Source organism: Bradyrhizobium sp. Bra78 (assembly GCF_024519855.1).
Taxonomy (GTDB): domain Bacteria; phylum Pseudomonadota; class Alphaproteobacteria; order Rhizobiales; family Xanthobacteraceae; genus Bradyrhizobium; species Bradyrhizobium japonicum_G.
Genome location: NZ_JALJRE010000012.1, coordinates 111,021 through 135,869 on the forward strand (window position 1 = coordinate 111,021; position 24,849 = coordinate 135,869).

Consider the following 24,849-nt stretch of genomic DNA (forward strand, 5'->3'; position numbering starts at 1 on the left):
TGCAATTCTCTATAGCGCTTACCCCTGCACCACCTCGTGCCGCATCACGAACGGGTCGAGCAGCGTGTGCACCTCGCCCGCGACGACCTCGCGCTGGTCCGGCGGCAGGCCTGCAAGCGTCACCGTGGCGATCGAGCCGTGGCTGCCATGTGCGCCGACCTTCACCTTGCAATCGATGCCGCGCTCGATGATGGGCGTCAGTACCTTTGTGAACACGCGTTGCGCGGCGTCCCATCGCAGCTGCGGCTTGAACACCTTGCCGACCCCGGTCACCGGCATCGGATCGATCGGGATGACCTGCACCGGAACGGCGGCGCGCTCCGGTGTGCGCTCGCGCACCCAGGCTTCCAGCTCGCCCGGCTCGACCGTCGCGCCCGGCTTCAGCTGCACGTATCCCACCGGCAGTTCGCCGGCATAGGCATCGGGCTGGCCGACCACCGCGGCAAAGCCGACCGCGGGATGGCGGAACATGATCTCCTCGATCGGCGCCGGATCGATGTTGTGGCCGCCGCGGATGACGAGGTCCTTGGCGCGGCCGGTGATCCAGAGATAGCCGTCGGCATCGAGCCGGCCGAGATCGCCGGAATTGACCCAGACCTCGTCGACGAAGGCCCCCTTGTTGTGCTCGTCGTTGAGATAGCCGCCGAACACGCCGGGCCCGGCCATGATGACGACGCCGATCTCGTCCGGCGCGCAGTCGCGGATCAGCCTGCCATCGGCATCGAGCTGCACGATCCGCACACGCGCATAGGGCATGGGAAGGCCGACCGAGCCGAGCCGGATCGGCCGCGACGGATAGGCCAGCGTGTGCACGCTCGAGGTCTCGGTCATGCCGTAGACCTCGACCACCGGCAGCTTGAGCTTGTCCTGGATCGCCGAACCCACGGCGACGGGAATCGCCGAGCCGCCGCCGGCGGCATATTTCAGGCTGGAGATGTCGGCATTGCCTGTTGGCACCGCGAGCGTTGCGGCAAGCACCGTCGGCACACTCGACAGCGCCTCGGGCTTGAAGCGCTCGACCAGCCCCCAGATGTTCTTGACCGAGTTGGGATTGCGCCAGCCGCTCGGAGACAGCACCACCAGCGAGCCGCCGGCCGACAGCGTCAGCAGCACCTGCGTCAGCGAGCCGCCGACGTGAAACAGCGGCATGCCGAACAGCATGTTGGCGCCCGGCCTTGACTTCAGCAGCAGGTTGAGCGCCCAGGCCTGATAGACCTGGTTGGCATGGGTGTGCCGCACCAGCTTCGGCGTGCCGGTCGTGCCGCCGGTGTGGAAATAGGCGGCGATGTCGCTGCCGGAAATCTTGCGTCCGCTGACAAGCCGGTCCGCCGGCTGCTGCTTGATCAGGTCGCTGAAGGCATAGATTCCCTTCGCCGGATCGCCGCCGCCGAACACCTGCACGATCGCCTTGAGTTGTTTCAACTGCGGCCTGATCTGCTCGACTTTCTGCCAGATGTCGGTGCCGGGCATCGGCCCGAGCGCCACCAGGATCCTTGTGTTCGCGGCCTCCAAAATCTCCGCGATCTGGTGCGGCTCCAAGAGCGGATTGACGGGATTGGCGATGCCGGCGGCCTCCGCGCCGAACAACGTCACGAAGGCATCGGGTACCAGCGGCAGCATGAAGCTGATGACGTCGCCCTTTTCGACACCGAGCGCGTGAAACATGTTGGCCGCTTGCGTGACGCGCGCGACGAAATCGCGGTACGTCACCACGACCGGCGTGTCGGCGGGATCGGCATTTTGAAGGAACTGGATCGCCGCCGCGTCGGGATTGCGCGCCGCACCCAGCCTGATCGCGTCATAGGTGCTCTCGGCCGCGACGCGCTCGGCGTAGGGGACCTGTTCGAAGGCACGAACCTCCGCGTCCGTCGCCAGATCCGGATAGTCGTCGCCAATGAAGCGATCGAGCGCGTAGATGCCCGCCATGGAATTCCGTCCTCCCTCAGATGCATTTCCCCGCCCCCTGTCTTTTGACATTTTGGTTCGGCAAGGCCTCGACCGACGGCCGGTCGAGCGCGGACAGAATGATGCATGATTTGGCGTTCGTCCATGACCTAACGGTCACGGTGGCAGCACCCGGCCTGGAGGCCTTTGAACCTCCGCGCCCGATCCGGGGACCAAGAACTGGCATCGGACTCGCTTGGCAGCGTCCTGCCGCAAGACCTGAGGTGATCATGAACACGCCCCTGCGGGATCGCGTCTCACGGCTGATTGTCGCGCTCGCCATGACATCGGGGGTCATGACGTCGATCATCGTGGCTTCGACGATTTCGCTTCCCCGCGCTGCGATCGCCGAGGACAGCCAGTTCGACAGGATGCGCGCCAAGATCGCGGCTTTCGTCGCCGACAAGATGGAGAAGCTGGGCGGCTCGCGCATCGTCTACAAGGTGGACACCGACGGCTTGCGCGAGAGCGTCGTCACGGATCTGCGCGACGACGTCTACAAGGCCCTGCGCGAGGGCAAGATCGCCTTCTCCGGTCTTGCGATCCGCGACGGTGGGGTCGAGTTGAAGATCGCCGACGCCAAGGGCCGCGAGCAACTCGCGCGCAAGTTGGCGTCAGCCGCGGAGGGACTGCCGTCGCATGCGCTGACCGTGACCGACGGCGGCAACGGACCGGTCAGGCTCGCGCCGACCGATGGCGCAGCCGCGGCGCGGCTGCACGAATTCGTCGAAGATTCCATCGCCATGATCGAGCAGCGCCTGAAGGACGCCGGCATCCAGCTCGCCAGCGTCCTGCCGGACGGGCAGGACCGAATCCGCATCTTCCTGCCTGGTATGATGGAGCCCGAGCGCGTGACCGCGGTCTTCGCCAGAAGGGTCAAGGTCAGCTTCCGTCTGATCGACCTGTCGATGCCAGCGGAGCAGGCGCAATCCGGCACGCCGCCGGCAGGCACGGAAGTCCTGTCCGGCTTCAAGGACAAGAGCCTTTATCTGGTCGCCAGGGACAGCGCGCTCGACGGCGACGACATCAGCTATGCCGCCCCGGGGTTTGCGAGCGGCACGAAGGACCCAATCGCCTCGTTCCGCTTCAACGGCCGCGGCACACGGCGCTTCGCCCACGTCACCGAAGAGAACATCGGAAGGCCCTTCGCCATCGTGCTCGACGGCAAGGTGATCTCCGCCCCCGTGATCCGCGAGCCCATCACCGGCGGTTCGGGCCAGATCTCCGGCAATTTCACCCTGGAGGAAGCCAATAGCGTCGCCATGTTGCTGCGCGCCGGTTCGCTGCCGGGACACCTCGGCCTGGTCGACCAGCAGGTCGTGCAACCCGCCGCCAAGCCCTAAAGCCGGAGATCGTCACGCCCCCGCCCCGTCGGCAGCGCCGAGGTCCATCCACGACGCCGGGACTCGCATCCGGGGCGCCGAATCGCGGCATGTTACGGCATGCAAGCAGCCAAACGGGCAATTGCCGAAATCACCGATCAGGCTAAAATTTGCCTCTTGCGGCATGACGGCCGGAGGCTTCATTCAAGCGGTCGTCATTCGATTTCGGCTATAGGTGTCGAGAAGACCGACCAGGACTGAAGGCCTTACGCGGGGATAGTACCATGCCGTCCGGCAGCGCAGACATTTCGGCGATCCTCGACCGCATTCTCGATGCGGCGACGGACAATCTCAGGATCGCGAAGATCCTGGTCCAGATGGGCCTCGATCCGAACAACGTCACCTACGACTCGATCTTCAATCGGATGCTGGAGATCTTTGTCCAGAACATCACGCTGGCCAATCTGTTCGCCGCGGTCGGCGCCGGCTTCTTCGTCGCCACCCTCTTGATGCGGACGATGGTGCCGCTGCGCGTCGCCAACATGATCGGCTGCGGGTTCTTCGCCGTTTTCGGCGCGCTCTCCGCCAACGTCTCGACGTTCCTGCTGTATCTGCTCTTGCTTCCGATCAACGCCCTGCGCCTGCGGCAGATGCTCAAGCTGGTCAAGAAGGCGCGTCATGCCGCCGAAGGCGACATGTCGATCGAATGGCTCAAGCCGTTCATGACCGAACGCAAATATCGCCGCGGGGACACACTGTTCAAACTGGGCGATCCTGCCAAAGAGATGCTCCTCACGGTCACAGGAAAATTCCTGGTCAAGGAGATCAAAGTCGAGATCGGCCCCGGAGCTCTCATGGGGGAGCTTGGTTTCCTCACGCCTGACAACCGGCGGACCGGAACGATCGAATGCATCGAAGACGGACAGGTGCTGACGATCACCTATGACCGGCTGCTCGAGATCTACTTCCAGGATCCGCAGTTCGGCTATTACTTCCTGGTGCTCACCAGCCAGCGCCTGCTGCAAAACATCGACCGCCTGCAGAAGCAGCTGGCGAGCGAGCGGGCGGCCACGACGAACCGAATCGCATGATCGCCGACGCCACTCAGCTCAGCAGCAGAGCCATGCCCGGATCGCCCTTCTCCATCGCCCGCTGGTAGGCCGGACGCGCGCCGATGCGGCCGAGATATTCGACCACGTTCGGGCAGCGCGACAGATCGTAGGGCTGGAAGTAGCGCATCGTGGTGAGCGAGAAGCCCATCATGATATCCGCGGTGGTGAAGGTGCTGCCGGCCAGATATTCGGCGTTGCGAACGCGCGCATCGACCAGATCGAAGGCGCGGTCGACGCGCCCCCTGGTCGCGACCAGCATCGGGTTGTCCTCGGCGAGCTTCAGGCGGTTCAGGATCATCAGTCGGCCCATGCCGGCCTGCAGCGTGCCGTTGGCGAAGTGAAACCAGTACAGGAACTGCGCGAAGTCAGGATCATCAGGGCCGAGCACGAGGCGCCCCTTACCGTATTTGGCCATGATCTAATCGACGATGGCGCCGGATTCGGCGAGCACAAGGTCACCGTCGGTGATGACCGGCGCCGCCCCGATCGAGTGCAGCGCCTTGTAGTCGGACGGCGCCAGCATGGTCACGGAGTCGCGGGTATAGCGCTTCAGCTCGTAAGGAAGTTCGAGCTCTTCGCAGAGCCACACGATGCGCTCGGATTGCGACTTGCCGAGATGATGGACGGTGAGCATGAGGCCTCCTGCGACGTAACGTAGGCTCGATCAGTGGTGACGCCGCATCATATCCCGTCATTGCGATGTAGAAGCAATGTCATTCCTCTCCGTCACCCTGAAGTGGCCGCTTCTTCAGCGGTCTTCGAAGGATGACGGATCGAACTGAAACGCGAGCCGCCCTACGCCGCCTCGTCTGTCACCATCCGTGCCACGACGCGGTCGCGGCGGATGAAGTGATGCCAGAGGGCCGCGATCACGTGAACCGCGATCAAGGCGAGCAGCACATAGGCAAAGAGGATGTGGCGGTCCTCATAGGCGCCCGCCGCCGCACGGTCGGGAGAGGTGAATTGCGGTACGTGAAACAGGCCGAAGAAGTCCGAGTAGTCCGGCGCGTGCGCGCCGGAATGCGCCCAGCCGAGCAGGGTCACGACGATGACGGCGAGATAGAGCGCGCCATGGCTGATATGGGCCGCAACCTTCTGCCAGCGCGAGGTATCGGCCGGCATGGCGGGCGTCGGGTTGATGAGGCGCCAGACCAGGCGCAGCATGGTCAGCAGCAGGATCACATAGCCGATATCGGCGTGGATCGAGCGGTAAAAGAAGCGGTCGGGCCGCGCCGGGATGTGGTTCATCCACCAGCCGAAGCCGATCATGCCGATGATGGTCAGCGTCAGGATCCAGTGCATCCACCGGGAAACGCTACCCCAGCCAGCATTGGTGTTTCTGATCATGTCGGCTCTCCGGAGTTTTGCGGGCCTGTCCCTGTGCGCACCGCAATACGGCTGCTGATAACGGGAACAGGCGGCAATCGTGAAATTGAATCGTTCCAAATCGGGTCCCGCCGCAAAACCGCCCAAAAACCGAATGGTAACCATGGCTCCCTTAAGGTAGCGACGTGACCAATTCCCCGACGATCCTGGTGTTCGATTCCGGCCTTGGCGGGCTCACGGTCCTGCGTGAGGTCGTGGCCGCGCGTCCGGACGCGCACTACGTCTACGTCGCGGACGACGCCTTCTTCCCCTACGGCCACCACGGCGAGGACGAGATCATCGCCCGCGTGGTCCCCCTGATGGGGGAACTGATCGGCGCGCATGATCCTGACCTCGTCGTCATCGCCTGCAACACTGCGTCCACCCTGGTCCTATCGCATCTGCGCGCCGCTTATTCCCTGCCCTTCGTCGGCACGGTACCGGCGATCAAGCCGGCCTGCGCGCAGTCGAGGAGCCGGCGGGTATCGGTGCTCGGCACCAAGGGCACCGTGAAGCGCGAATACACCAAGGCGCTGATCCGCGATTTCGCACTGGGCTGCGAGGTGACGCTGGTCGGCTCGCCCGAGCTGGCCGCGCTGGCTGAAGCCGAGCTCAGCGGCTCTTCCGTCAGCGACGACGCCATCCTCGCCGAGATCGCCCCGTGCTTCGTCGGCGATGCCGAAGAAGCAGGCGCCCGTACCGACACCGTGGTGCTGGCCTGCACGCATTATCCGCTGCTGCTCGACCGGCTGAAAAAACTCGCGCCCTGGCCGGTCGACTGGATCGATCCGGCGCCCGCGATCGCCCGCCGCGTCTCGGATCTGCTCGGCGTGCGCATCGGCGGCATCGCGCAGTCAGGCGCCGAGATGATCTTCACATCCAACCGTGCGCATGGCCTCAGCGCCACCCTGAGGCCGTTCTTCGGCGGCCGCATACCGGCCTGACTTTTCGGAGTCACGGCGGGCTGCTAGGCTTCGCCGTCGTCATTGTCCCCGCAGGCTCTTTCATGTCCGTCCCGACCACGCCGCTCAACCGCCTCCGCCAGCTCTGGCGCGAGGGCCGTCCCGCCTTCGGCGCGATCGCGACGATCCCGAGCGTGCAGACCGTGCAGATCATGGCGCGTTCGCTCGACTGGATCATCGTCGATCTCGAGCATGGTCCGATCGGGCTGACCGAGGCGCATGCGATGATCGCGGCGACGACAGGCACACCCTGCACGCCGCTGGTGCGGATCGCGGCGAACGAGCCGTGGCTTGCGAAGGCGCCAATGGACATCGGCGCCTTCGGCATCAACTTTCCGATGATCACCAATCGCAACGAGGCCGAGAAGGCGGTGCGAAGCGTGCGCTATCCGCCGCGCGGCGATCGGCTCTGGGGTCCCTTCCACGCGCCGTTCCGCTGGGGCCAGTCGATGCCGGACTACATGGCCAGCGCCGATGACGAGATGATCTGCATGATCACCATCGAGCATGTCGACGCGGTCAACCGCATCGACGAGATCATGGCGACGCCCGGCATCGACGTTGCCGTGATCGGCCCCGGCGATCTCGCCACCTCCATCAACAAGCGCGGCCAGATGGACGATCCGGAATTGCTGGAGCTGGTCGCCCGGGCCGAGGCCGGCATCCTCAGAAGCGGCGTGCCGATCGGTGGCGTCGCCCGCACGGCGGACCAGGCCAACGCCTTGGTCGACCGCGGCTACCGTGCGATCGCCCTCGGCTTCGACTGGTCGCTGTTCCAGCGCGGCATCATGGCGGCGTTCGAGGGCATCAAGCGCTGAAGCAAGCCGATTGCCACCTTGCCGGGAACGACCGCGCTGCTAGGGTCGGCGAACCGACTGGGCCCAACCGGGTTAGTTCGTGCTAGAGCAGGCGGCGAGCAGGAGGCCTGCTCGCTGCACATATTTTAATCCGCGGGAACCGGAACAACGATGCGCGGGAAACCCAAGCACATTTCACTGCCGCGCCGCCTGATTTGCGACCTCATGCGGGCTTCGATGGACGTGCCGTTCGTGTCGCTGTCCCGATCGCTGCATATCCGCCCCCTGCTGGAGGCCCGCGCGGGCACGATGACACCCGCCGGCTGGGCCGCGATGTTCGTCAAAGCCTTTGCCCTGGTCGCCAGGGACGAGCCGATCCTGCGCACCGTCTACGCCAAATGGCCCTGGCCGCAGCTCTACGAGCTGCCGAGGAGCGTGGCGCTGGTGGCCATCGCCCGGGTCGAGGACGGCGAGGAATGCGTGATGCCGCAGCGAATCGCGGCCCCTGAAACCATGGCGCTAGCCGCGGTCGACGCCGAGATCCGGCGCGCCAAGACGGCCCCGATCGACGACGTCCCCATGTTCCGCAAGATCATGCGGGCGACCCGCCTGCCGCTGCCGCTGCGGCGGCTGTCCTGGGCGATCGGACTGAATTTCGGCCGCCAGCGCGGCAACTGGTTCGGCAGCTTCGCGGTGAGCTCGGTGGCCGCCTACGGCGGCGGCGAGCTCCACCCCATCACGCCGGGCCCCTTCATCGTCAGTTACGGGGTGGTCGAGCCCGACCAGACCATCCATGTCGTGATCCGCTGGGATCACCGGGTCACCGACGCTGCCCCGATCGCGCGGGTCCTGACCCGGCTGGAACAGGTCCTGAACGCTGAAATTGCTGCCGAATTGCGCTCCGCCGGTCCGAAACCGATCCGGGCCGTCGGAACGTGATTCCGGGGCCATTCGCATTGACAGCGAACCCCAAACTCCCCTAAAAGCCGCCTGCTCGCGGGCCGATTTCGGCCCGCGAAGCGTTTCGCGACCCGTGGTCCTGCCCCCTATGCTTTGGGGATCGGACCTGTCGGTGCCGGGCCTCGCCCGTCACACAGGAGGGCGCGTTTCCTCAAACCATGGACCTGAAGAGGACGCGATGACTAAGCGCAGTGAAGCCAAGTACAAGCTCGACCGCCGTATGGGCCAGAACATCTGGGGCCGCCCGAAGAGCCCCGTCAACCGCCGCGAATACGGCCCCGGCCAGCACGGCCAGCGCCGCAAGGGCAAGCTCTCCGATTTCGGCGTGCAGCTGCGCGCCAAGCAGAAGCTGAAGGGCTACTACGCCAACATCTCCGAGCGCCAGTTCCACAGCATCTATGTCGAGGCCAGCCGCCTCAAGGGTGACACCGGCGAGAACCTGATCGGCCTGCTCGAGCGCCGTCTCGACGCGGTCGTGTACCGCGCCAAGTTCGTCTCGACGATCTTCGCCGCGCGCCAGTTCATCAACCACGGCCACGTCAAGGTGAACGGCCGCAAGGTCAACATCTCGAGCTATCAGGTCAAGATCGGCGACGTGGTCGAGGTCAAGGAAGCCTCCAAGCAGCTCGCCCACGTCCTCGAAGCCAGCCAGCTCCCCGAGCGTGACACCCCCGACTATCTCGAAGTCGACCACGGCAAGATGACCGCGAAATACGTGCGCATCCCCCACCTCTCCGACGTGCCGTTCCCGGTGCAGATGGAGCCGCATCTGGTCGTCGAATTCTATTCGCGCTGATAATCGGCAAGATCAATCGCTCAAAGGCCCCGGTTTCCGGGGCCTTTTTGTTTGAACCGGCCATTCCCATGTCTCGATCCACTTGTGCTATGATCGCACGTGGTGGAGCTTCATCATGACGCGTCTTCTGGAAGAGGCCTTTAGCAAGGTTTCCGCCCTGCCTGATTCAGAGCAGGACGAGTTGGCGCGGACCCTGCTTGAACTTGCCGGGGTCGATCAGCCTCCGATCAAGCTGACGGCGGCGGAAGAGGCAGACCTCGCCGAGGCCGAATCTGAAATCGCCCGCGGCGAATTGGCCAGCGCCGACGAAGTTCGCGCGATGTGGGCCAAGCACGGGCGGTGAATGTCCGCTACACAAAGCGGGCGCTCGCCCAGATCGACGAAATTCTGACCTATCTCCAAGCGCGCTCTCCTCAGGGAGCGGGCCACGTGCGCGATCGCATTGCCGCTCTCATCGCGCTGCTCCAGGATCATCCCTATGCAGGGCGGCAGACCACTCGCGCATACGTCCGTCGCTTGCCGGTCAATCCATATCCCTATCTGATAGACTATCGTGTGGCCGAGACGGAAATCGTTATTATGCGGTTTCGTCACGCCGCCCGGCGTCCACCCAGAACTCGCTGACCGCGAGTGAGTGCCATTCCCTTAGGGAGCAAGCTGATGCTCTACACCCCTCCCCCGATCGATCCCAAGGCGCCGCCGGTGCGCATCAATCTGCTCTCGGACACGCAGACCAGGCCGACGCCGGCGATGCGCGAGGCGATGGCGCGGGCGGAGGTAGGCGACGAGCAGGTCGGCGACGATCCGACCGTGAACGCGCTGTGCGAGCGCGTTGCCGAGCTGCTGGGCAAGGAAGCCGCCGTCTACATGCCGTCAGGCACCATGTGCAACGTCACCGCGACGCTGGTGCATTGCCGCCCCGGCGACGAGATCCTCGCCCATGAGAGCGCGCACATCATCGCACGCGAAGGCGGCGCGCATGCCGCGATTGGCGGCTTCCAGGTCACGCAGCTGAAGGGACCCGACGGCCAGTTCACGCCGGAGACCTTGCGCAAGGCGCTGCATCCGCGCACCCGCTACCAGCCGCCGCAGACCGTAGTCAGCGTCGAGCAGACCGCCAATATCGGCGGTGGCACGATCTGGAAGAAGGCCGCCCTCGACGAGATCGTCGCGATCGCCAGGCAGCACGGGCTCGTGACCCACATGGACGGCGCGCGCCTGCTCAACGCCACCGTGGCGAGCGGCATCTCTCCGCGCGACATGACGGCGGGCTGGGATTCGGCGTGGATCGACTTCTCCAAAGGCCTCGGCGCGCCGATCGGCGGCGTGCTCGCAGGCTCGCGCGCCTTCATCGAAGCGGTCTGGCAGTGGAAGCAGCGTCTCGGCGGCTCGATGCGGCAGGCCGGCATCTGCGCCGCCGCCTGCATCTACGCGCTCGATCATCACGTCGAGCGGCTCGCCGACGACCACGCCAATGCGCGCGCGCTCGCCCGCGGACTGTCGCAGATCGCAGGCATCGAGGTGCAGGAGCCGGAGACCAACCTCGTGTTCTTCAAGCCTGATGGCGCCGGCGTGCCCGGCGACAAGATGGTCGCCGCGCTGCGCCAGCGCGGCGTGACGCTCGCAATGATGGACGGCCGCATCCGCGCCTGCACCCATCTCGACGTCAATGCGAGCCAGATCGAGGAGACGATCGGATACGTGCGCGAGATCGTGCGCGGGGCGTAAGTCCGCAGCCCGATATCACCGCCCCATCGCCTGATAGATCAGCGTCTTCAGCGCCAGTTGAATCCGGCCGCGCTGAGACGGGGTCTGCACCATGAAGATTCCGAGCAGATCGTCCTCGGGATCGATGAAGAAGAACGTGCCGCCGACGCCGTCCCAGCGATATTCACCAAGGGGCCAGTCCGTTCCCGGCGGCACCGAGGTGCGCACGGCGAAGCCGAGACCGAACCCGGAAGACCCGCCCGGATAATAGTTCTGGTCGCGCGCGACCTTCGTCTCCGGTCCGATATGATCCGACGCCATCAGCGCAATGGTCTCGGGCTCGAGATAGCGCCGGCCTTCGTAGGTCCCGCCATTGAGCAGCATCTGCGCGAAGCGGGCGTAGTCGCCGACCGTACCGACCATGCCGGCGCCGCCCGACTCCCATTTCGCGGGCCGCCTGATATCGCGAACCTGCGTTGTCGCATTGATGTGACGATCGTCCGGCATCGGCTCGGCAATGCGCGGAAATTTTGCCGGATCGGCGATGTAGAACGCCGTCTCGGTCATGCCGAGCGGATCGAGCACCCGCTCCCTCCCGAACTGGAGCAACGTCTTTCCAGAGACCACCTCGACGACGCGGCCGAGCACGTCGGTGGAAAAGCCGTAGTCCCACACCGTGCCCGGCTGTTCGGCGAGCGGCAGCGTGATGAGCTTCGCGATGAAGTCGGCGTTGGAAAGATCGCTGTTGAAAAGGTTGGCCGCAGCATAGAGCTCGCGCACCGGTCCACCGCCGGAGAAGCCGTAAGGCAGCCCCGAGGTGTGGCGCAGCAGGTCCTTGATCGTGACCGGACGATCGAGCGGCTCCAGCGCCAGCGCCACCTTGCCGCCCTCGGCCTTCTTCTCGACGCCGACCTTCATGCCGGCAAAGGCCGGAATGTATTTCGAGACGGGATCGTCGAGCGCGAGCTTGCCCTCCTCGACCAGCATCATCGCCATCACGGAGGTGATCGGCTTCGACATCGAATAGAGGCGGAAGATCGTGTCCGCACTCATCGAGATCTCGGTCGCGACGTCGCGGACGCCGAAATTCTCGTAATAGACCGGCTTGCCGTGCTGCTGGAGCAGCAGGATGGCGCCGGGGATCTTGCCGGTGGCGACCTCGTTGCGGATGTAGTCGGAAACCTTCGCCAGCCCCTCGGGCGAGAGAGTGTGGACCCTGCCTCCCTCGGAACCCGCCTTCGCACCGAAGCCACCGACCAGAACGACGAGCGCCGCGATCAGCGCGCGGCGCCCGAACATGTCACTTCTCCATGGCTTCATAGACCAACTGCTTCAGTGTCCGCTGCACCCGCTGCCGCTCGGACGGGGTCTGCTCCAGCAGCACGAAGAACATGTCCTGCTTGGGGTCGATCACGAAATAGCAGCCGGAGGCGCCGTCCCACTTCAACTCGCCGAGATCGCCGGGCGGCGGCGGCTTGGCGTTGCCGGGGTCGGTACGGACCGCAAGGCCGAGGCCGAAGCCGAAGCCGTCGCCGGGGAAGTAGAAATAGTCGCGATCGACGCCGGAGCCGGGGCCGATCTGATCGGTCGCCATCAGCTTGAACGACTCGGGCTTGAGGATGGTCTTGCCATCGAGGCTACCGCCATTGAGCAGCATCTGTGTAAAGCGCGCGTAGTCCGCCATGGTCGTGACCATGCCGCCGCTGGCGAACTGGATCTTCTTGACGACGGTCGGATCGTTGATCCGGCCGACGCGGAAATCGGCGTCGTTCGGCACCGGCTGCGCCAGGAGCTTCTGCTTCTCGGGGTCGGTGACGAAGAATCCGGTGTCGACCATGCCGAGCGGATCGAGCAGCTTCTCCCGCTCGATCTCGATGAGCGGCTTGCCCGCCGCGATCTCCATGACACGCGCGAGGATGTCGGTGGAATGGCCGTATTGCCAGAGCGCGCCCGGCTGGTTGTGCAGCGGCAGCTTGGCGATGCGCTCTGCGAACTCGGCGAGGTCGAAATCGCCGGCATAGATGTTGGCGTCGCGATAGGCCTTGCGGACCAGGCTGTCGCCGTAGAAGCCATAGGTGACGCCGGAGGTATGGCGCATCAGATCGAGCACCGTCATTGGCCGCACGGGCGGCACCAGCTCGAGCGACTTGGTGCCGTCGTCGGCCTTCTTCTCGACGCCGACCTTCACATTGGCGAAGGACGGGATGTATTTCGAGACCGGATCGTCGAGCTTGATCTTGCCGTCCTCGATCAGCTGCACCGCGACGACGGACGTGATCGCCTTGCTCATCGAGAACAGGCGGAAAATCGTCTTGTCGGTGATCGGCGCCTTGCTGACCACGTCCTGCACGCCGAAGGCTTCGTGATAGACCGGCTTGCCGTGCTGCTTGATCAACACGGTCGCGCCGGCGATCTTGCCGGTGGCGACCTCGTTCTTGAAGAACTCGCTGACCTTGGCGAGCTTGTCCTGATTGAAATGCGCGCCGGCGGGAATCTCGTAAGTCCCCTCAGCGCACGCGAACGACGTCGCGCCAACCGATAGAAGCGCGCTGCAAACCAGCGCACGCAGTCCAAAACGCAAAATCATATCCCCTCCCCGGAACATGGCCGGGCGGAGTGTACTGACCGTAGCATCAGGCACAAGGGCTGCCGTACCGCGCCAAAACGTCCGTGTGGAAAGCGGCGCTCGTCTCCGAAAAGCAACAAAATATGACGTGGCCGACCAGCGGCGCAGCCGGCAGGGCTTGAATGGTCGCATGAACTGCGATCTCCGCGGCCTGGTCGGCCGGAAAGCGATACACCCCGGTCGAGATCGCGGAGAACGCCAGCGAGTTCAGCTGATTGATTTGGCAGAGCTCGAGCGCGCGACGGTAACAGGAGCGCAGCGCCTCGGCCTCACCGCGGCCACCGCCGTGCCAGACGGGGCCGACCGCGTGGATCACATGGCGCGCGGGCAGAAGGTAGCCCTTCGTGATCTTGGCATCACCGGTCGGGCATCCTCCGAGCGTCTGGCACTCGGCAAGAAGCTCGGGACCGGCAGCGTCGTGGATCGCCCCATCGACGCCACCCCCTCCAAGGAGAGACGAATTTGCGGCGTTGACGATGGCGTCAACGCTCAGCATGGTGATGTCAGCAACGATGACCTCGAGCTCCGCGCCGCCGATCCGGCGCGTCAGCTGGGTCACGTATCAGGCCGCGACCGCGACGCCCTTCTCGGAGAAGAGCTGCTGCAGCTCGCCGGCCTGGAACATCTCGCGGACGATGTCGCAGCCGCCGACGAACTCGCCCTTCACATAGAGCTGCGGGATGGTCGGCCAGTTGGAATAATCCTTGATGCCGTTGCGCAGTTCTGCGGATTCGAGAACGTTGAGGCCCTTATAGCCAACGCCGATATGGTCGAGGATCTGGACGACCTGGCCGGAGAAACCGCACTGCGGAAATTGCGGCGTGCCCTTCATGAACAGTACCACGTCGTTCGACTTCACTTCGTTGGCGATGAATTCCTCGATGCTCATATCCATGTCCTTCTGGGGCCGAGCCCACTCCAATTGCTTCGGGCCGGCTCAGCCGATCTAACCCGATACCTGCCTATATATGTAGCCCAAACCGTTGTGCATCCAAAGTAAAATGGCAGCGAACAGCCGCCGGGCGGCGGTCCGGGGGAGCTCCCTCCCCATTGCATGATGACACGAATATCATCGCCGGGGAGGACTTTCATACCGTAACGGAGCCCCTATCTAGGACGAACCCAGGTTTTGGAACCGGGCAACGCCAACAACGTTCTCTTGTCCTGTCTGGAGAAAAACGTGACGAAACAAGCCTCCGCTTCGGCCCCTGCCCCGCTTTCGTCACCGTCGGCCGATCTGGGCGGCCTCGCCCAGGGGCTGGAAGACGCGTTTCTCACCGTCCGCAACGAGACCGAGCGCCGGGCCGCGCCGCTGTCAGCGGAGGACCAGCAGATCCAGTCGATGCCGGACGCGAGCCCCACGAAATGGCACCGGGCTCATACCACCTGGTTCTGGGAGCAGTTTTTGCTCGGCGAGCACTCCCCGGGCTACCGGCCATTCCATCCCGACTTCGCCTTCCTGTTCAATTCCTATTACGTCAGCGCAGGCCCGCGCCACGCGAGAGGCCATCGCGGCGACATCACCCGGCCGAGCGCGAGCGAGGTCGGCGCGTATCGCCGATATGTCGATGCGGCGGTCGTAAAATTCTTCCGCGAGACCCGCGAGGACGAGCTTCGCGCCGTCGCGCCGCTGGTCGAGGTGGGGCTCAACCACGAGCAGCAGCATCAGGAATTGATGTTCACCGACATCCTGCATGCCTTCGCGCAGAACCCGGTCTATCCGACCTACGATCCGGACTGGCGCTTCCCTGCCTCGACACGAACGGCTGAGGATTGGCTGACGCTGAACGAGGGCATCCACACCGTCGGCCATGTCGACGACAGCTTCCATTTCGACAACGAGAAGCCCGCGCATCGCGCCCTCGTCGGCCCCGTCAAGGTCGCGCGCAATCTCGTCACCAATGGTGAATGGCTCGCCTTCATGCGCGATGGCGGGTACCGGACCGCGACGCTCTGGCTGATGGACGGCTTTGCGGAGGTCAGCAAGGAAGACTGGCAGGCCCCGGGCCATTGGCGCGAGATCGACGGCCAATGGCATGTGATGACGCTGGCCGGCCTCAAGCCGGTCGATCCGGACGCACCGGTCTGCCACGTCAGCTATTACGAGGCCGACGCCTTCGCGCGCTGGGCAGGAAAACATCTGCCGACCGAAACGGAATGGGAGGTCGCGGCCCGCGCCGGCCAGCTCAACGACGCCTTCGGCATCGTCTGGCAGTGGACGCGATCTTCGTACTCACCCTATCCCGGCTATCGCGCGATCGAAGGCGCGCTCGGCGAGTACAACGGCAAGTTCATGGTCAACCAGTTGGTGCTGCGCGGCTCCTCGCTTGCAACCCCGGAGGGGCACAGCCGTATCACCTATCGCAACTTCTTCTATCCGCACCACCGCTGGCAATTCACGGGATTGCGGCTCGCCGACTACGAATAGAAGTCTTATCCGACGACAAATGCGCGCCGGACAGCGCGTTCAGGAGAGTATCATGAATGTGCACGCCAGCGCTTTGGCCGAAGCCCATCTTCCCGACGAGCAGACCACCGCTTTTGCCCGCGAGGCCATCGTGGACCTTTCGCAGCAGCCGAAAAAGCTGTCGCCGAAATATTTCTATGATGCGGCCGGATCGGAATTGTTCGAGGCGATCACGCGCCTGCCGGAATATTATCCGACGCGCACCGAGCTTGCGATCCTGAAGGAGCGCGGCAGCGAGATCGCGAAGATCATTCCGGAGCATGCGGCACTGGTCGAGTTCGGCGCCGGCGCGACCACGAAGGTGCGCCTGCTGCTCAACCACTGCAAGTTCGCGGCCTATGTCCCCGTCGATATCTCCGGCGACTTCCTGAAGGCGCAGGCGAACGGCCTGAAGCGGGATTTCCCTTCGCTCGGCATCTACCCGGTCGCCGCGGACTTCACCACGCCGTTCGAGCTGCCCAAGGCGGTCGCGTCGATGCCCAAGGTCGGCTTTTTCCCGGGCTCGACCATCGGTAATTTCGAGCCGCACGAAGCGCAGGCCTTCCTGAAAAGCGCGCGCGCCATCCTGGGCCGGGGCGCGCAGATGATCATCGGCGCCGACCTGGAGAAAGAGGAGCGCGTGCTCCACGATGCCTATAACGATGCCGCCGGCGTCACCGCGCGCTTCAACCTCAATGTGCTGGTGCGCATCAACCGCGAGCTCGGCGGCAATTTCGACCTCTCCGCCTTCACCCATCGCGCGATCTACAACCGTGAGCGGCACCGCATCGAGATGCACCTGATCAGCAAGAAGAGCCAGACCGTGCGTCTGCTCGGCACCAGCTTCTCGTTCCGCCCCGGCGAGAGCATCCACACCGAAAACAGCTATAAATACAGCATCGAGCGTTTTGCGACCCTGGCGCAAGGCGCAGGCTGGCGGGTGCGCGAGAGCTGGACGGATGAGGCGAGGATGTTTTCGGTGCATGCGCTGGAGGTTGCGGAGTAAACGCGCCACCGCATCTGAGAGCGCTTTGCCTGCGGCGCATCCTTCGAGACGCCCGCTTTAGGCGGGCTCCTCAGGATGAGGAAGGAGTGCGCGGCAGCAAGTTCAACGGGCAGCGACGCGGATTAGCCTCATCCTGAGAGCCTGACCGAAAAAGGAGACCGCGCAGCGGTCGCCTCGAAGGACGAGGCGTGCAATCAGGCCGCTCCCGCGGCTCAATGCTCCTCGGCCTCTTTCGGCGTCGCCCCCAGCGACACCGACTCCCACACCGCGACCAAGATCATGATCAGGCTCGTCGCGACCGACAGCCAGAGCGGCGAGAGGTCGGCGGCGAACCACCACAGCGCCAGCAGCAGGATGATGCCGATGCCGTGCGAGAGCTGGAGGAAGCCGCGGATCGCGTGCTTGAACAAAATGGTGCCGACCAGGAACACCAAGGGACCACCGATCGTGCTCACGATGGTCCTGAGATCGGAATGGCCGGTTGGATGCTTCAGCACCAGCTCGTCCGACACCGCGGTCAGGATGATGCCGGCGATGATCGGCATGTGCAGATAGGTGTAGGCAAGCCGGGCCAGCCGGCCGGATTCGGCGGACTTCGAGATACGCTCGGAGCCCGCCTCGGCGCCCTTGTGGAAATAGACCCACCACATCGCGATGCTGCCGACCAGCGCCGAGACGAAGGCCAGGATGTTGTCCGCGGTCCACTCCAGCTCGGCGAAAGTGGCGCCGTTGACGACGACGGCCTCGCCGAGCGCGATGATGACGAAGAGAGAGCAGCGTTCGGCCATGTGGCCGCCTTCGACGGCCCAGGCCTCGACCGACGAGAAGCCCAGCCTGGGGACCCAGAAGCGGACCGCCGGCGAGACATATTCCCAGGTGACCGCCGCGATCCAGAGCCACAGCCGAGTCTCCCCCTCGGACAAGCCGCCCGCGATCCACAATACCGCGGAGATCGAGAGCCAGGTCAGGATGCGAATGGCATTGTGACGCACCGGAATCCGGTGGGACGGGGTTGCGAACAGCCAGAAGGCGGTGCGTCCGACCTGCATGGTCGCGTAGGACATCGCAAACCACAGGCCCCGGCCCTCGAAGGCGGTCGGGATCGTCGTCGACAGCACGAGGCCGCCCAGCATCATCAGGAAAAGCAGGATCCGGACCGGCGTCAGGTCGGGATTGAGCCAGTTGGTGACCCAGGCGGTGTACACCCACACCCACCACACCGCGAGAAACAGCACCGTGACGTGCACCGCACCGAGCGGCGTGAAGTGGTGCAGCAGCGTGTGCGAGACCTGCGTGATTGCGAAGACGAAGACGAGATCGAAGAACAGCTCGGCATTGGTGACGCGGCTGTGCTGGTTCGGCGCGATGACGCGAAACATGGCGCCGCGAGGATTGTCCGCAGCCATCGTCAGCCCCCCGTCACGCGATCAGTGAGGTGTCCGCCGGATCAGGTGCCCGGTACACCTGTCTGCAGCGCCAGCGCATGCAGCACGCCGCCCATCTGGCCGCGCAGGGACTGATAGACGATCTGGTGTTGCTGGACGCGGGATTTGCCGCGGAAGGATTCCGAGATCACGGTCGCGGCATAGTGGTCGCCGTCGCCGGCGAGGTCACGGATGGTCACCTCGGCATCGGGGATCGCCGCCTTGATCATCGCCTCGATATCGTGGGCGTCCATGGGCATTCGGGTCTTGCTCCTTGTCTCGGCTGCAGACCAGCCTCGTCGTCGAATCGCGGCCGGGGTCCGGATCTGCAAAGCCAAACTTGCCGGCAGGGCCAAACTTAGCGTGAACGGTCTTCTACGTCACGCTTTCCGGCACTATATCCCTGATCCGATCAGGATAAAGGCACGACAAAGTGCCGCGCGCGGCAGATTGATCGAAAAGGCGTGAATCATGAAGCTTCCAGGACCCGACCACCCCATCACCATCACCCCGAATCCCCGGCGCGTCCGCGTCACGGCGGGTGATGTCGTGATTGCCGAGAGCGCCAAGGCGCTGACGCTGAAGGAGGCCAGATACCCGGCGGTGCAATATCTGCCGCGCGAGGACGCCAACATGGCGCTGCTGGAGCGCACCGGCCGCGTCACCCACTGCCCCTACAAGGGGGACGCGAGCTATTACAGCGTCAAGGCCGACGGCAAGACGCTCGACAATGCGATCTGGACCTACGAGACGCCGTTCCTCGCGATGACCGAGATTTCCGGCCACCTCGCCTTCTATCCGGACAAGGTGAAGATCGAGGAAGTGGGGTAAGTCGCTGAGAGTTCGTCATGCCCGGCATGGCCGCCGCTACGCCCTGAATATCGTGAGCCCGAGTATCAGCAGCACCAGGAAGATCACGACGAAGACGTAGAACAGGAAGCGGGCGATGTCGGCGGAGGCGGCCGAGACGCCGGTGAAGCCGAGCACGCCGGCCACGATCGAGATCAGCAGGAAGATCAGCGCCCATTTCAGGATCGTCATTGCCAGCTCCAAATTGGTACGCTTTTCGCGGTCCTCAAGCCCTTTTGGCGAACGCTAACTTCCCTGCGGGGAACTGGTTCCTAGCGGTTGCCGGCCCCGCGGGACGTCCCAAACGACACTTGCTGAATCCAGTTCCTGGCGGCACAGTCCGGCCGGGATGGAAGCGCAAGCCGGGGCAACCATGATCACGATGTCACATTCCGCGACGATCGGCGCAGAGGCGCACGCCGCGCCGAAGATCAGGGCGCGCAACGTCTCGCTCGACCGCGCCCGCACCTTCCTCACGCTGGTCGTGCTGCTGCATCACGCCGTCATTCCCTATACTTATTTCGGCCACACCGATCCGGCGTCCTGGATCGGCTTCGACATCGTCGTGCTCGCCACCGACAGCTTCTTCATGGCGATGTTCTTCTTCCTGTCGGGCCTGTTCACCTGGCCCGGCATCGCGCGCAAGGAGCCATCGGTCTTCCTGCGCGACCGCCTGTTGCGGCTCGGACTGCCGTTCGCGATCGCCGCCCTCACCGTCATCCCGCTCGCCTATTACGCGATCGCACTGCGGCAGGACCCCGAGCTGAGCTTCGCGGCGTTCTGGTGGAAGACGATCAGCGTTGGCCCGTGGCCCAGCGGCCCGATCTGGTTCGTGTGGGTGCTGCTGGCGTTCGACCTCACCGCGAGCCTGCTCTACCGGGTCTCGGCGCATCTGGTCGATCCGGTCAACCGAATCTCGCTGCGCGGATTTGACCAGCCGGCCGTGTTCTGGCTGCTGCTCGCCGTCGTGAGCGTCATCGTCTACTTGCCGGCACTGCTCTATCTCGGCGCCAACAGATGGTTCGAGTTCGGGCCGTTCTCGGTGCAGGAGAGCCGCATCCTGCTCTACTTCGCCTATTTCTTCATCGGCGTCAGCGTCGGTGCGGCGAACTTCGATCGCGGCATCCTCAGCGCCGACGGCCAGTTGCCGAAACAGCGTTGGCTGTGGGCGATCGTGACGCTGATCCCGTACTGCCTGATGTGGGGCATGATCTACGTCAAGCGCGAAATCCTGGGGAATCCGGACCCGCAACCGCACTGGTACCAGGCGATCTACGGCACGTTCTTCGTGCTTTTCTCGGCTTCGATCCTGCTCGCGATCCTCGCCTTCTTCCTGCACGAGAAGTCGCCGGGGCCGAACCTGCTCGACCGCATGCAGGCGGATGCCTATGGCATGTTCCTGGTGCACTACCCGATCGCGCTGTGGATCCAGTACGCGCTGTTCGACTATGGATTACCGGCGATCGTGAAGGCCGCGATCGGATTCGTGCTCACGGTGGTCCTGAGCTGGGGCCTGACCGCGGCGTTGCGGAAGATTCCGGGGGCGTCACACGTGTTGTGAGGCTCGCTCTCTCAACACTGTCGAAGCAGCTTACGCCGCCTTCCCGCCCATATAGTCCGGCAGCCAGCGCTCGAACGAGGTCCGCAGCGTATCGATCGCGACCGGCGCCTCGCCGGCGATGGCGATCGCGTCGCCGCCGGTGGTGCCGATCCGCACGCAGGGCACCTCGCAGCCGCGCATCTTGGCGAGCACCAGGCCGGCTTCGGTTTCCGGCACGGTGACGAGATAGCGCGCCTGGTCCTCGCCGAACCAATAGGCCTGCGGCACCAGCGCGGTCGGCGCCGCCAGCAGTTTGGCGCCGATGCCGCTCGCCATCGCCATCTCGGCGAGCGCGATCAGTAGGCCGCCATCCGACAGGTCGTGCACGGCAGTTGCGGTGCCCGCATGGATCATGCCGCGCACGCAGTCGCCGTTGCGCTTCTCGGCGGCGAGATCGACCGGCGGCGGAGCGCCCTCCTCGCGGCCGCAGATGTCGCGCAAATAGACCGACTGGCCGAGCCAGCCATGGGTCTCGCCGACCAGAAGGATCGCCTCGCCCTCGGCCTTGAAGGCGAGCGAAGCCGATTTGGTGAAGTCGTCGAGCAGGCCAACGCCGCCGATCGAGGGCGTCGGCAGGATCGCGCGGCCGTTGGTCTCGTTGTAGAGCGAGACGTTGCCGGACACGACCGGGAAGTCGAGCGTGCGGCAGGCTTCCGAGATGCCCTTCAGGCAGCCCACGAACTGGCCCATGATCTCGGGCCGCTCCGGATTGCCGAAATTGAGATTGTCGGTGATCGCGAGCGGCTTGCCGCCGACCGCGGTGATGTTGCGCCAGGCTTCCGCCACCGCCTGCATGCCGCCCTGATAGGGATCGGCCTCGCAATAGCGCGGCGTGACGTCGACGGTCAGCGCTAGGCCCTTTGGCCCGTCCTCGACGCGCACCACGGCGGCATCGCCACCGGGACGCTGCATGGTGTTGCCGAGGATGACGTGGTCGTACTGCTCCCAGACCCAGCGTTTGCTGCACATGTCGGGCGTGCCGATCAGCTTCTCCAGCGCTGCACCGAGACCCATCGGCGCCGGCACCTCGCGCGCATGCACGATCGGCAGCGCGGCGGAGGGCACATGCGGGCGGTCGTAGAGCGGTGCCTCGTCGCCAAGCTCCTTGATCGGCAAATCGGCCATGACGTCACCGCCATGCTTGACCACGAAGCGCTTGCTCGGCGTGGTGTAGCCGACCACGGCGAAGTCGAGCCCCCACTTCTTGAAGATCGCTTCGGCTTCCTTTTCCTTCTCGGGCTTGAGCACCATGAGCATGCGCTCCTGGCTCTCCGAGAGCATCATCTCGTAGGCGCTCATGCCGGTCTCGCGGGTCGGCACCGCGTCGAGATCGAGATCGACGCCGAGGTCGCCCTTGGCGCCCATCTCGACCGCCGAACAGGTCAGGCCGGCCGCGCCCATGTCCTGGATCGCGATGACGCAGCCCTGCTCCATGATCTCGAGGCAGGCCTCCAGCAGCAGCTTCTCGGCGAAGGGATCGCCGACCTGCACGGTCGGGCGCTTCTCCTCGGACTTGTCGTCGAATTCGGCCGAGGCCATCGAGGCGCCGTGGATGCCGTCGCGGCCGGTCTTGGAGCCGAGATAGACGATCGGCATGTTCACGCCGGAGGCGGCGGCATAGAAGATCTTGTCGGCGTCGGCGAGGCCGACCGCCATCGCGTTGACGAGGATGTTGCCGTCATAGCGAGTGTGGAAGCGCACCTGGCCGCCGACCGTCGGCACGCCGAAGGAATTGCCATAGCCGCCGACTCCCGCGACGACGCCGGAGACGAGATGCCGCGTCCTGGCATGCTCGGGCGCACCGAAGCTCAGCGCGTTGAGGCAGGCGATCGGGCGAGCTCCCATGGTGAAGACGTCGCGCAGGATGCCGCCGACGCCAGTGGTCGCGCCCTGGTAGGGCTCGATGTAGCTCGGGTGGTTGTGGCTCTCCATCTTGAAGACCACGGCCTGGCCGTCGCCGATGTCGATCACGCCGGCATTCTCGCCCGGGCCCTGGATCACCCAGGGCGCCTTGGTCGGCAGGCCCTTCAGATGGATGCGCGAGGATTTGTACGAGCAGTGCTCGTTCCACATCGCCGAGAAGATGCCGAGCTCGGTGAAGGTCGGCTCCCGCCCGATCAGCTTCAGGATGCGCTCATACTCGTCGGGCTTTAGCCCGTGGGCGGCAACCAGTTCGGGGGTGATCTTGGGTTCATTCTTCATGGATTCGAGGCTTTCGGCGGCGGTTGGCCGTTCTTAGGAACATCGGGGGCCTACGAAAAGCCCTTTATGAAGCATTTTCCCGCTGTCCCACGTTTTGCGGCCGGGGGATGCGGGAACGGGAATTGCAAGGCGCTGACGGATCGGATTTAAGGGCTGAAGACCCGTAATTGAAGGCCCGTTTCTTTGCACGAATTGACCAAAGCGCCGCCGCCCCGCCGCCCCGACCTGCACGTCGCCACCGAGGGCGAATTCAAGGGCTGGCGGACCTGGATTCGCGACAGTTTCGAGAGCCATATCGGCCCGTTCTGGCACAGGATCGAGAACGACGGCAGCGTCCGCAGCGCCTTCCGGGTCGAGAAAAAGCACCTCAACGGCTCCGGCAACGTCCATGGCGGCTGCTTCATGGCATTTTCCGACTATTGCCTGTTCGCGATCGCCACCCACGAACTGGACGGGCCGGCAGTGACCACCAATTTCGCCTGCGATTTCCTCGACGCAGCCCGCGAAGGCGAGCTGATCGAGTGTGTGGGTGAGGTTTCCCGTGCCGGCGGCTCGCTAATCTTCCTGCGCGGCAAGCTAACATCGGGCGGACGGCCCCTGTTCACCTTCTCCGGCACGATCAAGCGGGTGAAGCGGAAGCCCGCCGTGCAGCCAAACGCATAGCTCGACGCCTTCCCTTTTCGCGTCCCCTCGCCCAGAGTTGGGTCAAGCGCTATCGCGCCGGGGAGCAAAAACAAGGGTGCCGCAGAGCACATCAAGGACGGGCCGCACAGCGGCCTCCGTCGCATCGCCATTGCCATCCATGACCGCCACCGGCGCGCGCAACTGGCGCGACTACGCGCTGCTGTTCGCGCTCGCCTGTTGCTGGAGCTCCACCTATCCACTGGCCAAGCTGGCGCTTCCCACCATCCCGCCGATCACTTTCATCTCCGCGCGCTCGCTGATCGCGGCCGCGTTCCTGTTCGCGATCCTGGGGATGCGCAGCATCAGGATCCCCACCGACGCAAAAGCCTGGAAGCTGTTCGCGACCCAGCAGCTGATCAACTCGACATTCCCGTTCCTGATCATCACCTGGTCGCAGCAATATGTACCAGCCTCGAACACGGTGGTGCTGGCCTCCACCACGCCGATTTTCGCCTTCCTGATCACCTCGCTGATCACGCGGCACGAGCCGGCAACGCTGCTCAAGCTCGCAGGCGCGATCCTCGGCCTTGCCGGCACCATCGTCATCGTCGGCCTCGACGCGCTGCGCGGGCTCAGTAGTGAGATTATCGCGGAGATCGCGATCCTGCTCGCCACCATCTCCTTTGCCTGCGCGACGATCTTCGGCCTGCGGCTCTCCGACTACGACCCGATGGTGGTGGCGGCAGGCTCCCTGCTGTTCGGGGGCCTCGTATTGCTGCCGCCCGCGCTGATCATCGACCAGCCCTGGACGCTGCATCCGACGCCGACGGCGATCGTCGCCACCATCGTGATGGGTATCGTCTCCAGCGCCTTGGGATTGATGCTGTTCTACATGTGCCTGGGCCGGCTCGGAACGCTGACGACCAACGCGCAAGGGTACTTGCGTATCCCGATCGGCGTCGGCCTGTCCGTGCTGCTGCTCGGCGAGAGCGTGCCGTCGAACCTGGCGCTGGGACTGCTGCTGGTCATGGCGGGCGTCGCCGCGATGACGGTGCCGGCCGAGCGGCTGAAGTTGCGCCTCAAACGTTGAAATTCAACCGCCAGGTC

At 64.7% G+C, this 24,849-nt stretch carries 25 protein-coding genes and 1 pseudogene; 15 read left to right on the forward strand and 11 right to left on the reverse strand.

The window, feature by feature from the left end:
• Nucleotides 1–18 precede the first annotated feature (18 nt).
• The gene (locus OC450_RS25210; protein WP_262048862.1) at nt 19–1,926 is read right to left on the reverse strand and encodes an acyl-CoA synthetase; all 1,908 of its coding nucleotides are present in this window, start codon (nt 1,924–1,926) and stop codon (nt 19–21) included.
• A gap of 248 nt (nt 1,927–2,174) precedes the next feature.
• Here OC450_RS25210 and OC450_RS25215 point away from each other — a divergent pair, with 248 nt between their 5' ends.
• Both OC450_RS25215 and OC450_RS25220 read left to right on the forward strand, forming a co-directional pair.
• Nucleotides 2,175–3,287 (forward strand): SecDF P1 head subdomain-containing protein, encoded by a 1,113-nt coding sequence (locus tag OC450_RS25215; protein ID WP_262048863.1) that lies wholly within the window; start codon nt 2,175–2,177, stop codon nt 3,285–3,287.
• Nucleotides 3,288–3,550: 263 nt separating this feature from the next.
• Nucleotides 3,551–4,357 (forward strand): Crp/Fnr family transcriptional regulator, encoded by an 807-nt coding sequence (locus OC450_RS25220; RefSeq protein ID WP_211385223.1) that lies wholly within the window; start codon nt 3,551–3,553, stop codon nt 4,355–4,357.
• Between the two features lie 13 nt (nt 4,358–4,370).
• On the opposite strand, the pseudogene OC450_RS25225 reads toward OC450_RS25220, so the two are convergent.
• A pseudogene (locus OC450_RS25225) lies at nt 4,371–5,012 on the reverse strand (glutathione S-transferase family protein).
• Nucleotides 5,013–5,173: 161 nt separating this feature from the next.
• Nucleotides 5,174–5,725, reverse strand: a complete 552-nt coding sequence (locus OC450_RS25230) for a cytochrome b (RefSeq protein WP_262048864.1) — start codon at nt 5,723–5,725, stop codon at nt 5,174–5,176.
• Between the two features lie 164 nt (nt 5,726–5,889).
• Here OC450_RS25230 and murI point away from each other — a divergent pair, with 164 nt between their 5' ends.
• The 7 genes from murI (at nt 5,890) to OC450_RS25265 (ending at nt 10,986) form a co-directional block, all read left to right on the forward strand.
• Nucleotides 5,890–6,687 carry a glutamate racemase gene (gene murI / locus OC450_RS25235; protein ID WP_211385226.1) on the forward strand — a complete coding sequence of 266 codons (798 nt, stop codon included), beginning with the start codon at nt 5,890–5,892 and terminating at the stop codon, nt 6,685–6,687.
• 62 nt (nt 6,688–6,749) lie between these two features.
• Nucleotides 6,750–7,523 carry an HpcH/HpaI aldolase family protein gene (locus OC450_RS25240; RefSeq protein WP_211385227.1) on the forward strand — a complete coding sequence of 258 codons (774 nt, stop codon included), beginning with the start codon at nt 6,750–6,752 and terminating at the stop codon, nt 7,521–7,523.
• Nucleotides 7,524–7,673: 150 nt separating this feature from the next.
• The gene (locus tag OC450_RS25245; protein ID WP_211385228.1) at nt 7,674–8,441 is read left to right on the forward strand and encodes an acyltransferase; all 768 of its coding nucleotides are present in this window, start codon (nt 7,674–7,676) and stop codon (nt 8,439–8,441) included.
• 199 nt (nt 8,442–8,640) lie between these two features.
• Entirely contained in the window at nt 8,641–9,258 is a 618-nt protein-coding gene (gene rpsD, locus OC450_RS25250) for a 30S ribosomal protein S4 (RefSeq protein ID WP_129268552.1), read from the forward strand.
• 115 nt (nt 9,259–9,373) lie between these two features.
• On the forward strand, nt 9,374–9,601 hold the full coding sequence (locus OC450_RS25255; protein ID WP_262048865.1) for a hypothetical protein: 228 nt from the start codon (nt 9,374–9,376) through the stop codon (nt 9,599–9,601).
• Nucleotides 9,598–9,882 carry a type II toxin-antitoxin system RelE/ParE family toxin gene (locus tag OC450_RS25260; protein WP_315986400.1) on the forward strand — a complete coding sequence of 95 codons (285 nt, stop codon included), beginning with the start codon at nt 9,598–9,600 and terminating at the stop codon, nt 9,880–9,882. The genes OC450_RS25255 and OC450_RS25260 overlap by 4 nt, the downstream gene beginning before the upstream one ends.
• Before the next feature lie 36 nt (nt 9,883–9,918).
• The gene (locus tag OC450_RS25265) at nt 9,919–10,986 is read left to right on the forward strand and encodes a threonine aldolase family protein (RefSeq protein WP_211385231.1); all 1,068 of its coding nucleotides are present in this window, start codon (nt 9,919–9,921) and stop codon (nt 10,984–10,986) included.
• Nucleotides 10,987–11,001: 15 nt separating this feature from the next.
• Here the strand turns inward: OC450_RS25265 and OC450_RS25270 are convergent, their stop codons facing one another.
• The 4 genes from OC450_RS25270 to grxD are packed head-to-tail and all read right to left on the reverse strand — an operon-like array spanning nt 11,002 to nt 14,480.
• Entirely contained in the window at nt 11,002–12,264 is a 1,263-nt protein-coding gene (locus tag OC450_RS25270; protein WP_256808219.1) for a serine hydrolase domain-containing protein, read from the reverse strand.
• Between the two features lies 1 nt (nt 12,265).
• Nucleotides 12,266–13,552: a serine hydrolase domain-containing protein gene (locus OC450_RS25275; protein WP_211385233.1), complete on the reverse strand. Its 1,287-nt coding sequence runs from the start codon at nt 13,550–13,552 to the stop codon at nt 12,266–12,268.
• A 46-nt stretch (nt 13,553–13,598) separates the two neighbouring features.
• Entirely contained in the window at nt 13,599–14,150 is a 552-nt protein-coding gene (locus tag OC450_RS25280; RefSeq protein ID WP_211385234.1) for an O-acetyl-ADP-ribose deacetylase, read from the reverse strand.
• 3 nt (nt 14,151–14,153) lie between these two features.
• Complete coding sequence (gene grxD / locus OC450_RS25285; RefSeq protein ID WP_007602294.1) at nt 14,154–14,480, reverse strand: Grx4 family monothiol glutaredoxin; 327 nt, start codon at nt 14,478–14,480, stop codon at nt 14,154–14,156.
• Between the two features lie 240 nt (nt 14,481–14,720).
• Between grxD and egtB the strand changes: the two genes are divergently transcribed.
• Both egtB and egtD read left to right on the forward strand, forming a co-directional pair.
• Nucleotides 14,721–16,019, forward strand: a complete 1,299-nt coding sequence (gene egtB, locus OC450_RS25290; RefSeq protein WP_211385235.1) for an ergothioneine biosynthesis protein EgtB — start codon at nt 14,721–14,723, stop codon at nt 16,017–16,019.
• 52 nt (nt 16,020–16,071) lie between these two features.
• Nucleotides 16,072–17,043 carry an L-histidine N(alpha)-methyltransferase gene (gene egtD / locus OC450_RS25295; RefSeq protein WP_211385236.1) on the forward strand — a complete coding sequence of 324 codons (972 nt, stop codon included), beginning with the start codon at nt 16,072–16,074 and terminating at the stop codon, nt 17,041–17,043.
• A 212-nt stretch (nt 17,044–17,255) separates the two neighbouring features.
• On the opposite strand, the gene OC450_RS25300 is transcribed toward egtD, so the two are convergent.
• Nucleotides 17,256–18,449 carry a low temperature requirement protein A gene (locus OC450_RS25300; protein ID WP_256808214.1) on the reverse strand — a complete coding sequence of 398 codons (1,194 nt, stop codon included), beginning with the start codon at nt 18,447–18,449 and terminating at the stop codon, nt 17,256–17,258.
• 41 nt (nt 18,450–18,490) lie between these two features.
• The gene (locus tag OC450_RS25305) at nt 18,491–18,727 is read right to left on the reverse strand and encodes a BolA family protein (protein ID WP_011088461.1); all 237 of its coding nucleotides are present in this window, start codon (nt 18,725–18,727) and stop codon (nt 18,491–18,493) included.
• Nucleotides 18,728–18,938: 211 nt separating this feature from the next.
• On the opposite strand from OC450_RS25305, the gene OC450_RS25310 reads away from it, so the two are divergent.
• Complete coding sequence (locus OC450_RS25310) at nt 18,939–19,298, forward strand: DUF427 domain-containing protein (protein WP_262048866.1); 360 nt, start codon at nt 18,939–18,941, stop codon at nt 19,296–19,298.
• 36 nt (nt 19,299–19,334) lie between these two features.
• Here the strand turns inward: OC450_RS25310 and OC450_RS25315 are convergent, their stop codons facing one another.
• Complete coding sequence (locus OC450_RS25315) at nt 19,335–19,508, reverse strand: DUF1328 domain-containing protein (RefSeq protein WP_008564193.1); 174 nt, start codon at nt 19,506–19,508, stop codon at nt 19,335–19,337.
• Nucleotides 19,509–19,689: 181 nt separating this feature from the next.
• On the opposite strand from OC450_RS25315, the gene OC450_RS25320 reads away from it, so the two are divergent.
• Entirely contained in the window at nt 19,690–20,877 is a 1,188-nt protein-coding gene (locus tag OC450_RS25320) for an acyltransferase family protein (protein ID WP_262048867.1), read from the forward strand.
• Between the two features lie 30 nt (nt 20,878–20,907).
• Here OC450_RS25320 and purL read toward each other — a convergent pair whose 3' ends face one another.
• Nucleotides 20,908–23,118: a phosphoribosylformylglycinamidine synthase subunit PurL gene (gene purL / locus OC450_RS25325; RefSeq protein ID WP_211385240.1), complete on the reverse strand. Its 2,211-nt coding sequence runs from the start codon at nt 23,116–23,118 to the stop codon at nt 20,908–20,910.
• A 183-nt stretch (nt 23,119–23,301) separates the two neighbouring features.
• On the opposite strand from purL, the gene OC450_RS25330 reads away from it, so the two are divergent.
• Together OC450_RS25330 and OC450_RS25335 are read left to right on the forward strand one after the other, a co-directional pair.
• Nucleotides 23,302–23,781, forward strand: coding sequence for a PaaI family thioesterase (locus tag OC450_RS25330; RefSeq protein ID WP_211385241.1), 480 nt, complete (start codon nt 23,302–23,304; stop codon nt 23,779–23,781).
• A 76-nt stretch (nt 23,782–23,857) separates the two neighbouring features.
• On the forward strand, nt 23,858–24,832 hold the full coding sequence (locus tag OC450_RS25335) for a DMT family transporter (RefSeq protein WP_211385242.1): 975 nt from the start codon (nt 23,858–23,860) through the stop codon (nt 24,830–24,832).
• The last annotated feature ends 17 nt before the right edge of the window (nt 24,833–24,849 follow it).